We start from the raw sequence: 11,779 nt of genomic DNA on the forward strand, positions 1-11,779 counted from the left end.
CCCGGTCAGGACCTCGGCCTCAGCCAACGGGGCTCGCCTCCCGGGGAACGGCCGGCGTGCTCAGCCGGCGGTAGAGGTAGTACGCGGCGCAGGCCCCCTCGCTGGACACCATGGTGGCGCCGAGCGGGGTGCGCGGAGTGCAGGTGGTGCCGAAGGCCTCGCACTGGTCGGGCTTCAGCAGCCCCTGGAGGACCTCCCCGCTGCGGCACTGCGCCGGCTCGCGGGTGGTGATGCCGGTGACGTCGAAGCGGTACTCGGCGTCGTGGTCGCGGTAGCGCGGGGAGAGCCGCCAGCCGCTCCGCGGGATCACCCCGATCCCGCGCCAGGCCCGGTCGGCCACCTCGAAGACGTCCTCCAGCATGGCCCGGGCCGCCGGGTTGCCCTCCGGGCGGACAGCCCGCGCGTAGGCGTTCTCCACGGTGTGCTCGCCGCGCTCCAACTGCCGCACGGTGCGCCGGATCCCCTCCAGGATGTCGAGCGGCTCGAAGCCGGTGACCACGATCGGCACCCGGTGGCGCTCGGCCAGTTCGGGGTACTCACCGGTGCCCATCACGCTGCAGACGTGCCCGGCGGCCAGGAAGCCCTGCACCCGGCAGTCCGGCGAGGTCATGATGGCCTCGATGGCCGGGGGCACCCGGACGTGCGAGACGAGCATGCTGAAGTTGCGCAGCCCCTGCTTCCGGGCCTGGTGGACGGCCATCGCGTTGGGCGGAGCGGTGGTCTCGAAGCCGATGCCGAAGAAGACGACCTCGCGGTGCGGGTTCTCCCGGGCGACCTTCAGCGCGTCGAGCGGCGAGTAGACCACCCGGACGTCACCGCCCTCGCTCCGGACCCGGAAGAGGTCGCGGTCGCTGCCCGGCACCCGGAGCATGTCGCCGAACGAGCAGAAGATCACCTCGGGCCGGGCCGCGATCGCCAGCGCCCGGTCGATCACCTCCAGCGGGGTGACACAGACCGGGCAACCCGGCCCGTGGATCAACTCGACCGCTTCCGGCAGGAGTTGGTCGATCCCCTGCCGGATGATGGTGTGCGTCTGCCCGCCGCACACCTCCATCAGCGCCCACGGCCTGGTGACCGTCGCCCTGATGTCCGCGAGCAGGCCGGCCGCCAGCTCCGGGTTCTGGAAGTCCTCCAGGTACTTCACTGCTGCTCCTCCCGTACGGCCGCGGCCGCCGCTTCCCACGGATCGCCGAACTCCTCCTGCAGCAGGCCGATCTCGGCGAAGAGCTCCAGCGTCCGGCGGGCCGACTCCTCGTCCAGGCGCTGCAGCGCGAACCCGACGTGCACGATGGCGTACTCACCCACCCGCAGGTCCGGCAGGTACTCCAGGCACACGTCCTTGACGACTCCGCCGAAGTCGACGACCGCCATCCTGGCTCCGTCGCGTTCCGCGATCTCCACCACTCTTCCGGGCACCGCCAGACACATCCGGGTCTCTCCTCTCAGATGGCGGCCGGGCCGGCGGCCCGGGCGGCCACCATCAGCTGCCCGAGCGCCAGCCCTCCGTCGTTGGGCGGCACCCGGCGGTGCCGCAACACGGTGAATCCGTCCGCCCGCAGGCCCTCCGCGCAGGCCGAGGACAGCAGCGCGTTGGCGAAGACCCCGCCGGTCAGCGCGACCGTCCCGGTCCCGTGCTCCTCCCGGGCCACCGCGCAGACCCGGCGGACCAGCCCCGCGACCGCGTCGTGGAAGCGCGCCGCGATCAGGCCGGCCGGGGCGCCGGCGGCCAGGTCGGCCACCACCGCGGCCAGCACCGGCGCCGGGTCGGCGACCAGCGTCCCGTCCACCGGCCGCAGCCCGAAGGCGTAGGCCCCCTCGGCCGGGCCGTGCGCCAGCGCCGCGCCCTCCAGCTCGATCGCCGCCTGCGCCTCGTACTCGACCCGCTGGCAGATCCCGGCGAGGGCGGACACCGCGTCGAACAGCCGCCCCATGCTGGAGGTCGGCGCACAGTTCAGCGAGCGCTCCAACTGCCGCTTCAGTACCAGCCGTTCGTTCTCCGGGCAGGCCAGGACGGGTGGCAGCTCGGGCGCCCACGGGAGCCCGGCCGCGAACAGCTGGGCAAGCGCCGTCCGGTAGGGCCGCGCCACCGCCGCGTCGCCGCCCGGCAGCGGGACGTAGGCGAGGTGGGCGAGGCGGCGGTAGCCGTCGTAGTCGGCCAGCAGGACCTCGCCGCCCCACACCGCACCGTCGTCACCGAAGCCGGTGCCGTCGAAGGCGACCCCCAGAACGGGCCGGCCGCCGTCGAGGCCGTGTTCGGCCATCACCGAGGCGACGTGCGCGTGGTGGTGCTGCACCGTCCGCACCTCCCGCCCGCCGGCGGTGCTCCGGGCGTGCCGCACGGACCGGTAGCCGGGGTGGCGGTCCACCGCCAGCAGCTCGGGCCGGACGCCGGTGACCGCGCCGAGATGGGCCACCGCCCGGTCGAAGGCCTCCAGGGTGGCGAGGTCGTCCATGTCCCCGATGTGGCCGGACAGCCAGGCGTAGCCGTCCTGGGCCAGCGCGAAGGTGTTCTTGAGGTCGCCGCCGACGGCCAGCACGGGCCGGACGGGGGCCGGGAGCGGCAGCGGCAGCGGTGCGTGGCCGCGCGAGCGCCGGATCGGCAGCTGCTCGCCGTCCACCACCCGCACCACCGAGTCCTCGCACGGGACGTGGATCGGCCGGTCGTGCGTCAGCCAGGCGTCGACCAGCGGTGCTAGCCGGGCGAACGCGTCCCGGTCCTCCGTCACGACCGGTTCGCCGGAGAGGTTGGCGCTGGTCATCACGAGCAGCCCGGGGCCGGGCGGGGCGATCAGCAGCTGGTGCAGGGGGGTGTAGGGGAACATCACCCCGAGGTCGGGGCTGCCCGGCGCCACCGCCTCCAGCGCCGCCGGCAGCGGCCCCCGGCGTCGTAGCAGGACGATCGGCCGGACGGCGCCGGTGAGCAGTTCCTCCTCGACCGGGTCGGGGCGGAGCAGCGGCGCGATCTCGGCGAGGTCGCGCGCCATCAGGGCGAAGGGCTTGGCGCCGCGCCGCTTGCGCCGGCGCAGCCGGGCCACGCTCCGCTCGTTCAGCGCGTCGCAGGCCAGGTGGTAGCCGCCGATGCCCTTGACGGCCAGGATCGCGCCGTCGGCGAGCAGCCGCCGGGCCTCGGTGAGCGCCGCCTCGCCGTCGAGCGACGGCAGCCCGGGCACGACCAGGGCGAGCCTCGGTCCGCACGCGTGGCAACAGAGCGGCTGGGCGTGGAAGCGCCGGTCGGCCGGATCGGTGTACTCCCGCTCGCAGTCCGGGCAGAGCGGGAAGCCGGCCATCGTGGTGTTGGCCCGGTCGTACGGCAGACCGGTCACGATGGTGTGCCGGGGGCCGCAGTTGGTGCAGCTGATGAACGGGTGCCGGTAGCGGCGGTCGCCGGGGTCGGCGAGTTCGGCGAGGCAGTCCGCGCAGGTCGCGGTGTCGGGCGGGATCAGTGTGCGGCGGGTGCCGTCGGTCCTGGAGGGGGTGATGGCGAACCCGGCCGCGCCGGTGAGGGCCAGCGCCTCGTGCTCGACCGAGGCGACCCGCGCCAGCGGCGGCGCGTCGGTGGCGACCCGGCGGCAGAAGGCGTCCACCGACTCCGGCGGCCCCTCGACCTCGGCCAGCACGCCGTCCCCGGTGTTGGTGACGGTGCCGGCCAGGCCGAGCTCGGCGGCGAGCGTGAAGACGAACGGCCGGAACCCGACGCCCTGGACGAGGCCGCGGACGGCGACCCGGCGCCGCTGCGGCCCGGCCGCCGGCCGACCGGCCGTCACGACCGTTCCGCCACCGGGGCGTGCGGATGCGCGTGCGCGCCGTCGTCCCCGTGGCGGTGCCCCTCACCCGGCCCGTGCGCGTGTCCGGGGGAGTGCCCGTGCCCCGGGGCGCCGGCCATCACCGGCCGGTGGGCCTCGGCGCCGTCCAGCACCGCGAGCGCCCGGTCCAGCAGCACCCCTGCCCCCTGCCCGGTCCGGACGGAGGTGAACAGCACCTCCACCCCCGGGTTGACCCGCGCGACGCTCGCCAGGAACGCGGCCTCGTCGAACTCCGCCGCCACCGCGAGGTCGGCCTTGGTCACCAGCACCAGGTTCGCCAGCCCGAAGGCCGTCGGGTACTTGAGCGGCTTGTCCTCCCCCTCCGTGACGGAGGCGAGCACCACCCGCAGGGATTCGCCGAGGTCGTAGGAGGCCGGGCAGACCAGGTTGCCGACGTTCTCGACGAAGAGCAGCCGGGTGTCCGGCGGCAGCCAGCCCGCCAGGTGCTCGCGGAGCATCGCCGTCTCCAGGTGGCACAGCCCGTCGGTGAGCACCTGCTTCACCGGCGCGCCCGAACGGGCCAGCCGCCGGGCGTCGTTCTCGGTGGCGAGGTCCGCGGTGAGCGCGGCCACCGGCACGCCGCGGGCCCGGGCCAGCCCGAGTTCGGCCTCCAGCAGCGCTGTCTTCCCGCTGCCGGGGCTGGACAGCAGGTTCACCACAACGGTGCCGCGCGCGGCGAGTTCGGCGCGCAGCTCGCGGGCGCCGTCGTCGTTGCGGGCGAGGACCGCCTGCCGGAGTTCCACCGTGCGACACATCGGTTTCAGCCTTCCTGGTCGGCCGACGCGCCCACCGGGCGCTCGGCCCACTGGACGCCGAGGATCTGCAACTCCCGGCCCGCGAGCAGCTCGACCCGGGCGCCGCCACAGCGCGGACACCCGAGGTCGGGCGGCATGCCCACGGCCCACTCGACGCCGCACGGGGTGCACCTGGCACGCGCCGCGACGGCCTCGGTCTCCAGCTTCGCGCCCTCCACCAGCGTTCCGGCGCAGGCCAGTTCGAAGCAGAAGTCCAGCGCGGAGGGCACCACCCCGGCGAGTTCGCCGACCTGGAGGCGCACCTTCTCCACCGCGACCGCCCCGTGGTCCCGGGCTGCCGCGTCCACCTGCTCGACGACGGCCGTCGCGATCGACATCTCGTGCATCGGGCCCACTCCCTCCCCTCGCCGGAGGCGACAGGCTTCATTACAAGGGCGCGGTGGCGGCCTCGGCCGCAGCCGCGCCGCCACCGCGCCCGGAGTACACCGTTCGCCGCAATCCGGCCTCACATCCGCAGGATCCGCAGGTAGCGCTTCAGGTCGGGCAGGCTCTGCCAGACCAGGGTCACGACCGCGGCCGCGACGGCCGCGCACAGCAGGTTCTTCAGCATGGTGACGCCTCTCTCTGCGCCTGCGCGTCCGATCCGACGATCCGCAGGACCACTTCGACCGCCTCCTCGACGGCTGCGGCCACCGGGGCACTGAGCCCGATGCCCTCCTCCAGCGACTCCGGCTCGCACCCCACCACGAGCACCCGTTCGGGCGCGGATCCGCCCGTCCCGGCGGCCAGCGTGGCGAGCAGCGCGAGCACGGCGTCCGGCCCCATCCGGTGCCCGTCCATGACGGGCGCCTCCACCGGGCCGGCGTCCGCCTCGATCAGGTACACCGTGCCCGGCTCGCCTCCGCGCGCGGTGGCGTCGACCAGCACGAGCGTCCGGTAGCCGTCCAGCAGCTGGTAGGCCAGGTGCACTCCGCGCACCCCGATGTCCACCAGCTCGACGTCGGCCGGCAGCGGGTGCCCGGCCAGCCGCCGGACCGTCTCCACCCCGAACCCGTCGTCACCGAGGAAGATGTTGCCCACCCCGGCCACCAGCACCCGGCCCGTGCTCACGAGTCCTCCAGCGGGGTGACCTCGTCGGGCTGGAAGTACCGGAACCGGCCCTGGGCGCGCCACAGGTCCGCGCCCGGGTCGTCCTCGACCGTGACGGCGAGGTGCACCGAGCCGTCGACGTCGTGCAGCACGGCCTCGACCACGGCGGTCCGCCCGTGCAGGAAGAGGTCCTGGGCGTCGGTGCGCCGCCGGCCGGGCCGGAGCAGGACGCGGCTGCCGGCCCCGACCTCGCGGCCGTCGACCACCACCCGGTCCCGGTCCGGGTCCACCTCCGGGTCGTTGCCAGGGTCCCACCAGGGTTGCTCGGCGGTGGACCCGGTGATCTCGCGCAGGCCCCGGACGGCGCCGTGCAGCCGCTCCAGGACCTCCGGGGGCATCGACTCGGCGAGGTCGATCACGGCGCCCGCCCGCTCGTCCGTGCCCCGGGCCTCGCGCTTCTCGCGCTCGGTCAGCGCCGCCGTCCGCAGGGCGAGGATCTCGTCGATCTCGGTCGCGTCGTAGAGCGCGCCGAGGCTCTCCGGGGCGACCAGCGGATGGTCCTCCAGGATGATCGGCGAGGAGAGCAGCACCTGGTCGCGCCCGGGCGGGCCGGCCAGCACGGGCCAGGTGTGCTCGTTGCGGCACTCGGCCACGGCCGCCTTCGCCCATTCGGGCGGGTCGGTCACCGACAGGAAGGTGCCCCGGTCGAGGGCGAGCAGCAGGTGTGCCGAGACCAGCGCGCGGGGCAGCGCCGCCTCCCGCCGGTCGCCCGGCCCCGGCTGCCACGGCGCGGTGTTCTCCACCACGACCGCGAGCCTGCGCACCTCGTACGGTCCGGGGACGTCCCGGGCGGTCAGCCGCAGGAGGCCGTCGGCCTGTTCGCGCCGACGCAGCAGCCGGCCGACCGTCACGCCGTCCTCGCGGAGCAGTTCCATCTCCTCGGAGGCCGGCAGCCGGAACGGCCGGACGATCCCGTCGCCGGCCAGCTCGTCGACGGGGAGGACGAGTTCCACGCGCTCCTCGACGCCCTCGTCCCACGGGACGAGCACCCGGTCGGCCAGCTCCAGCTCGTCGACCGGCTCGAAGCCGCCGCCCGGGGTGGCGCGCTGGACGGTCCGCCGCTGCGCGCGGAGGAACCGCAGCTCCACCGCCAGCCGGTCGCCGGGGCGCGGCTCGATCAGGCACTCGGTGCGCTGGTGGGAGTGCTCACCGCTGTCCTCGCCGTAGCCGGGCGGGACGAGGACGCCGAACTGCCAGCGCAGCCGGTTCTTGGCCGCCGAGGCCCGGTAGGGGTAGAGCACGTAGCCCTCGAAGAGGACGGCGTCGGCGATCTGCCGGGCCTGCGCGAACCGGCTCTCGGTCTCGGCCGTGAAGGCGTTCGCGTTCACCGGGCGACCTCCTCGGTCCGGACAGCGTCGAGCAGCTCGCGCACGGTCGCGTCCCAGGACGGCAGGGCCCGCCGGGAACGGTAGGCGAGCAGTTCCGCCATCAGTTCGGCCGGCAGCCGCAGCCACCCGCAGCCCGGGAAGTGCTGCTCGATCATCTCCCGCCACACCCGCACGGGCATCCGCACCGTCGCCTCCCGGTCCCAGGGCACCGGGGCCACCTGGAAGCCGCCCGGGCCGGTGAACGCGGTGCCGGAGAAGAGCAGCAGCAGCGGGACGTCGCCGCCGTCCAGCGCCGCGAGGTAGCGGGCGGAGGCCACGTCCATGTCGTAGGTGCACGGGACGGGCAGGTCCACCTCGGTCTCCCCGGTGAAGCCGGGCACCATCAGCGGCACCTGGGCGAACTGCACCGGGTGCAGCGTGCCGCCCCAGCGGGAGCGCTCGCCGAACAGGTCGGCCAGCCGCTCGCCCTCGGCCTCGCCGTAGGAGCGCCGCGCGGGCTCGATCCGCAGCTGGCAGCGGAGCGCCAGGGCGTGCACCCTGGTCCCTTCGGGGGCGGTGATCCGCAGCCGCAGGACCAGCGTCGGTCCGGCCGCGTGGGGGTCGGGCCGCACGCCGGTGCAGGCGAAGGACAGCGCGGTCACGAAGCCCCCTCCGGTTGGAGCGCGCGGGCCCGGGCGGCCACCCGGGCGAAGAAGGCGTCGAGTTCGGCCCGGGCCTCGGCCCCGCCGTCGAAGCCCTTCCAGCACCGCCGCAGCCGGCCGACCAGCTCGTAGCAGACGTCGATCGGCACCAGGAAGCACTGGACCGGGCTGGCCGCCGGGTGCCGCAGCAGCAACGCCTCGACGTCGGGCTCCAGTTCGGCGGCGAGCCGGCTCGCGCCGAGCGCGGCCCGCCAGTCGGCCTCGTCCGGTTCGCTCTCGGTCGCACCGCCCGGGCCGGGGTAGAGCAGCACCAGCCGGTCCTGCCGGGCGTTGCGGAACAGGAACGCCGTCTCGACCGGGATGCCGAGCGCCGCCCACTGCTCCTCGCCGAACCGGTGGTCCGGCTCGGCGAGGTAGCGGTCGGGCACGCCGCGGTAGCGGCCGCCGGCCGCGCCGGGCTGCTGGAACAGCAGCCCGCAGGCCGTGCAGACACAGGTGAGGGACTGCTCCTCGGTGTCCACCAGATGCCGGTGCTCCCGCGGGAGCTGCTGGCCGCAGAAGGTGCAGCGCTCCGGCTGCGGGGGTGCGGGCTCGCGCAGCCGGCGCAGCAGGGCGGCGCCGGGGCGGGAGAGCTGACGGGCGCTCACCGCACCTCCGCCGAGGCCGGCGGCCGGGTGCCGATCTGCAGCAGCTGCGGCGCGCGTTCGAGCTCCACGGCCGTCACCTCGGGAGCGTGACAGGCCAGCACGGCCTCGACGTCCTGCTCCCCGCAGCCGCAGCCGCTCCTGGTCCGGCGCAGCCGCAGCGTGCCGGTCGCGGGGTCGAAGCCGAGCAGTTCGACCGGCTCGGGCAGCGCGGCGAGCGCGCGGGCGATCCGGGCGGTGACGTCCTCGGGGTGCAGGTCGTGCAGGACGAGCAGCCCGGCCACCGCCTGGTCGTCCAGCAGCTGCCGCAGCGTCTGCGGCGGCAGGGCCCGGACGAGCCGGGTGAGGCCGTCCCCGTAGAAGGCCATCAGCTCGCGGACCAGCTGCTCGCCGGCCCCCTGCCCGTCGCCGCCGGCCAGCTGGTCCAGCGCCTCCTGGATCCGCAGCCCGGTCTCCTCCGCCGTCATGCGGTGAGCCCGCTCAGTCCCGTGGGGACGTGCATCTTCTGCACGGTCCGGCCGCCGCCGACGTACATGTGGACGCCGCAGGGCAGACAGGGGTCGAAGCTGCGCACGGCCCGCATGATGTCGATGCCCTTGAAGTTCTCCGGCGAGTTCTCCTCGAAGATCGGCGTGTTCTGCACCGCGTCCTCGTACGGGCCGGGCGTGCCGTAGCTGTCGCGGACGCTGGCGTTCCACGGCGTCGGCGGGTACGGGTGGTAGTTGGCGATCTTGCCGTCGCGGATCACCATGTGGTGCGACAGCACGCCGCGCACGGCCTCGGTGAAGCCGCAGCCGATCGACTCGTCCGGCACCTCGAAGCGCTCCCAGGTCTGGCTGCGCCCGGCCCGGACCTCGGCGAGGGCCTTCTCCGCGAAGTGCAGGGCCGCCGCGGCCGCGTAGGCCTGGAAGTACGTCCGGGCACGGTTGCGCTCGATGGCGTTGCTCCAGCGCGGGATCTTCCACTCGAAGGTGGTCTCCGGCTTGGTCATCGAGCGCGGCAGGTTGATCTGCACGCTGTGGCCGGTGGCCTTGATGTAGCCGATGTCGACCAGCCCGGAGAGCGCGGTGGACCAGAGGCGGGCGATCGGGCCGCCGCCGGTGTCGAGCGCGAGGTGGTCCTTGCCGTCGAACCAGCGGGGGGACATCACCCAGCTGTACTTGTCGTCGAAGTCGCGCTTCTGCGGCGCGGGGACGGTGTGCTGGTTCCAGGGGTGCCTGGGGTCGACCGGGTTGCCCAGCGGGTCGTGGGTGACGAAGAGCTCCTTGCCCTCCCAGTCCTCGTAGTAGGAGCTGCCGAGCAGGATGCGGATGCCGAGGTTGATCTCGGTCAGGTCGTTGGTGACCAGCTTGCCGTCGACGACCACGCCCGGGGTGACGAACATCTTCCGGCCCCAGTCGGTCATGTTCCGGTACGTGAAGTCGCAGTGGTCCGGGTCGTTGAGGCTCCCCCAGCAGCCGAGCAGGATGCGGCGCCGGCCGACCTCCTCGTAGCCGGGCAGCGCCTCGTAGAAGAAGTCGAAGAGGTCGTCATGGAGCGGCACGACCTTCTTCATGAACTCCACGTACCGCATCAGCCGGGTCAGGTAGTCGGTGAAGAGCTGGACCGTCGCCACCGTGCCGACGCCGCCCGGGTAGAGCGTGGAGGGGTGCACGTGGCGGCCCTCCATGAGGCAGAACATCTCCCGGGTGTAGCGGCTGACCTGCAGCGCCTCGCGGTAGAACTCGCCCTCGATCGGGTTGAGCGAGCGCATGATGTCGGCGATCGTCCGGTACCCGTGGTCGCCGGCGTGCGGGGCCGCGGTGCGCTCGGCCAGCTCCAGGACGCCGGGGTTGGTCTCGCGGACCATCTTCTCGCAGTAGTCCACCCCGACCAGGTTCTCCTGGAAGATGTTGTGGTCGAACATGTACTCGGCGGCCTCGCCGAGGTTGATGATCCACTCACCGAGGTGCGGCGGCTTCACCCCGTACGCCATGTTCTGCGCGTAGACGGAGCAGGTGGCGTGGTTGTCGCCGCAGATGCCGCAGATGCGGCTGGTGATGAAGTGCGCGTCGCGCGGATCCTTGCCCCGCATGAAGACGCTGTAGCCGCGGAAGACCGACGAGGTGCTGTAGCACTCCGCCACCTTCTTCTGCTTGAAGTCGATCTTCGTGTGGATGCCGAGGCTGCCCACGATCCGGGTGATCGGGTCCCAGGACATCTCCACCAGGCCGCTGCCGTCGCCGGCTGCCTTCGTCGTCGGTGCCATCGTGTCTGTCGTGCCCTTCTGGAAGCGGGGAGGGTCAGCGGCGGAGCGGGCCGCCGCACGGGAGTGCGGCGGCCCGCCTGGTCACCGCGGTGTGCGGTAACCGGTCGTCAGCGTGCGCCCCGGGTGGCGCCACTTCGGTTCCTTGTCGAGGGTCTTCATGGTGATCGAGCGCAGTCGCCGGATCACCGCGCCGTACGCGGAGCTGGCGTTGGCCGAGATGTGCGAGCCCGGCGGCGGGTCCATGAAGGGCATGAACTTGTCCGGGAAGCCGGGCATCGTGCAGGCGATGCAGATGCCGCCCACGTTGGGACAGCCGCCGATGCCGTTGATCCAGCCGCGCTTGGTGACATTGCACTTGACGACCGGGCCCCAACAGCCCAGCCGCACCAGGCACTCCGGGGTGCCGTACTCGGTGGCGAACTGGCCCTGCTCGTAGTAGCCGCCGCGGTCGCAGCCCTCGTGCACGGTGGCGCCGAACAGCCAGGTCGGGCGCAGCTTGTCGTCCAGCGGGATCATCGGCGCGGAGCCGGCCAGCTGGTAGAGCAGGTAGGTCAGGGTCTCGGAGAAGTTGTCGGGCTGGATGGGGCAGCCCGGCACGCAGACGATGGGCAGGCCGGCCTTGGACTTCCAGTCCCAGCCCAGGTAGTCGGGGACGCCCATGGCGCCGGTCGGGTTGCCGGCCATGGCGTGGATGCCGCCGTAGGTGGCGCAGGTGCCGATCGCGACAACCGCCGTGGCCTTGGGCGCGAGCCGGTCCAGCCACTCACTGGTGGTGATCGGCTGACCGGTCCGCGGATCGTCGCCGAAACCGCACCAGTAGCCCTCCTCCTTGATGCTCTCGTTCGGGATGGATCCCTCGACGACCAGGACGAACGGGTCGAGTTCCCCGCGGTCCGCCTTGAAGAACCACTCCACGAAGTTGTCCGCGCCCTGGACCGGCCCGCACTCGAAGTCGATCAGCGGCCAGTGGACGGCGATCTTCGGCAGGCCCGGCAGCGCGCCGGTGACGATCTCCTCGATGCTCGGCTGCATGGCCGCGGTCAGGGAGACCGAGTCACCGTCGCAGCTCAGGCCCGCGTTGATCCAGAGAATGTGCACCACGTCAGCGTCGGTGGCGCTCGTTGCTGCAGCACCCATGAGGATGCCTCCTCGGAACTGGGAGCCGGACAAAAAGGCTCAAACCAGTCATAGCAGCGGTTGCGGCGGCCCGC

13 protein-coding genes are annotated in these 11,779 nt (G+C 73.4%); all 13 read right to left on the reverse strand.

What is annotated here, in order from left to right:
* Positions 1-19: 19 nt before the first annotated feature.
* Positions 20-1,144 (reverse strand): hydrogenase formation protein HypD, encoded by a 1,125-nt coding sequence (hypD, locus tag ACIF6L_RS20990; RefSeq protein ID WP_396486492.1) that lies wholly within the window; start codon positions 1,142-1,144, stop codon positions 20-22.
* The gene (locus ACIF6L_RS20995; protein ID WP_352292380.1) at positions 1,141-1,428 is read right to left on the reverse strand and encodes a HypC/HybG/HupF family hydrogenase formation chaperone; all 288 of its coding nucleotides are present in this window, start codon (positions 1,426-1,428) and stop codon (positions 1,141-1,143) included. The genes hypD and ACIF6L_RS20995 overlap by 4 nt, the downstream gene beginning before the upstream one ends.
* 14 nt (positions 1,429-1,442) lie before the next feature.
* Positions 1,443-3,764: a carbamoyltransferase HypF gene (hypF, locus tag ACIF6L_RS21000; protein ID WP_396486493.1), complete on the reverse strand. Its 2,322-nt coding sequence runs from the start codon at positions 3,762-3,764 to the stop codon at positions 1,443-1,445.
* The gene (hypB, locus tag ACIF6L_RS21005; RefSeq protein WP_396486494.1) at positions 3,761-4,558 is read right to left on the reverse strand and encodes a hydrogenase nickel incorporation protein HypB; all 798 of its coding nucleotides are present in this window, start codon (positions 4,556-4,558) and stop codon (positions 3,761-3,763) included. The genes hypF and hypB overlap by 4 nt, the downstream gene beginning before the upstream one ends.
* A 5-nt stretch (positions 4,559-4,563) precedes the next feature.
* Positions 4,564-4,944, reverse strand: a complete 381-nt coding sequence (gene hypA / locus ACIF6L_RS21010; protein WP_329486177.1) for a hydrogenase maturation nickel metallochaperone HypA — start codon at positions 4,942-4,944, stop codon at positions 4,564-4,566.
* A gap of 119 nt (positions 4,945-5,063) precedes the next feature.
* Entirely contained in the window at positions 5,064-5,168 is a 105-nt protein-coding gene (locus tag ACIF6L_RS21015) for a DUF6893 family small protein (protein WP_396486495.1), read from the reverse strand.
* Positions 5,162-5,668: a hydrogenase maturation protease gene (locus ACIF6L_RS21020; RefSeq protein WP_329486178.1), complete on the reverse strand. Its 507-nt coding sequence runs from the start codon at positions 5,666-5,668 to the stop codon at positions 5,162-5,164. The genes ACIF6L_RS21015 and ACIF6L_RS21020 overlap by 7 nt, the downstream gene beginning before the upstream one ends.
* Positions 5,665-7,035, reverse strand: coding sequence for a hypothetical protein (locus tag ACIF6L_RS21025; protein WP_396486496.1), 1,371 nt, complete (start codon positions 7,033-7,035; stop codon positions 5,665-5,667). The genes ACIF6L_RS21020 and ACIF6L_RS21025 overlap by 4 nt, the downstream gene beginning before the upstream one ends.
* Positions 7,032-7,676: a DUF6084 family protein gene (locus tag ACIF6L_RS21030; protein WP_329486180.1), complete on the reverse strand. Its 645-nt coding sequence runs from the start codon at positions 7,674-7,676 to the stop codon at positions 7,032-7,034. Before ACIF6L_RS21030 ends, ACIF6L_RS21025 begins: the two co-directional genes overlap by 4 nt.
* Positions 7,673-8,323: a DUF5947 family protein gene (locus tag ACIF6L_RS21035; RefSeq protein ID WP_329486181.1), complete on the reverse strand. Its 651-nt coding sequence runs from the start codon at positions 8,321-8,323 to the stop codon at positions 7,673-7,675. The genes ACIF6L_RS21030 and ACIF6L_RS21035 overlap by 4 nt, the downstream gene beginning before the upstream one ends.
* Positions 8,320-8,787 carry a thioredoxin gene (locus ACIF6L_RS21040; protein WP_352292395.1) on the reverse strand — a complete coding sequence of 156 codons (468 nt, stop codon included), beginning with the start codon at positions 8,785-8,787 and terminating at the stop codon, positions 8,320-8,322. The genes ACIF6L_RS21035 and ACIF6L_RS21040 overlap by 4 nt, the downstream gene beginning before the upstream one ends.
* A complete protein-coding gene (locus ACIF6L_RS21045) occupies positions 8,784-10,568 on the reverse strand; it encodes a nickel-dependent hydrogenase large subunit (RefSeq protein ID WP_329486183.1) in 1,785 nt (594 codons plus the stop codon). Before ACIF6L_RS21045 ends, ACIF6L_RS21040 begins: the two co-directional genes overlap by 4 nt.
* An 81-nt stretch (positions 10,569-10,649) precedes the next feature.
* Positions 10,650-11,705, reverse strand: coding sequence for a hydrogenase expression protein HypE (locus ACIF6L_RS21050; RefSeq protein ID WP_352294821.1), 1,056 nt, complete (start codon positions 11,703-11,705; stop codon positions 10,650-10,652).
* Between the last annotated feature and the right edge of the window lie 74 nt (positions 11,706-11,779).

It is taken from the genome of Kitasatospora sp. NPDC086009 (genome assembly GCF_044540385.1).
Lineage (GTDB): Bacteria > Actinomycetota > Actinomycetes > Streptomycetales > Streptomycetaceae > Kitasatospora.

Coding starts and splice junctions, on each gene's coding strand:
- ACIF6L_RS20995 (WP_352292380.1), bottom strand. CDS start 1,428: ATGTGTCTGGCGGTGCCCGGAAGAGTGGTGGAGATCGCGGAACGCGAC.
- hypB (WP_396486494.1), bottom strand. CDS start 4,558: ATGTGTCGCACGGTGGAACTCCGGCAGGCGGTCCTCGCCCGCAACGAC.
- hypA (WP_329486177.1), bottom strand. CDS start 4,944: ATGCACGAGATGTCGATCGCGACGGCCGTCGTCGAGCAGGTGGACGCG.
- ACIF6L_RS21015 (WP_396486495.1), bottom strand. CDS start 5,168: ATGCTGAAGAACCTGCTGTGCGCGGCCGTCGCGGCCGCGGTCGTGACC.
- ACIF6L_RS21040 (WP_352292395.1), bottom strand. CDS start 8,787: ATGACGGCGGAGGAGACCGGGCTGCGGATCCAGGAGGCGCTGGACCAG.
- ACIF6L_RS21045 (WP_329486183.1), bottom strand. CDS start 10,568: ATGGCACCGACGACGAAGGCAGCCGGCGACGGCAGCGGCCTGGTGGAG.
- ACIF6L_RS21050 (WP_352294821.1), bottom strand. CDS start 11,705: ATGGGTGCTGCAGCAACGAGCGCCACCGACGCTGACGTGGTGCACATT.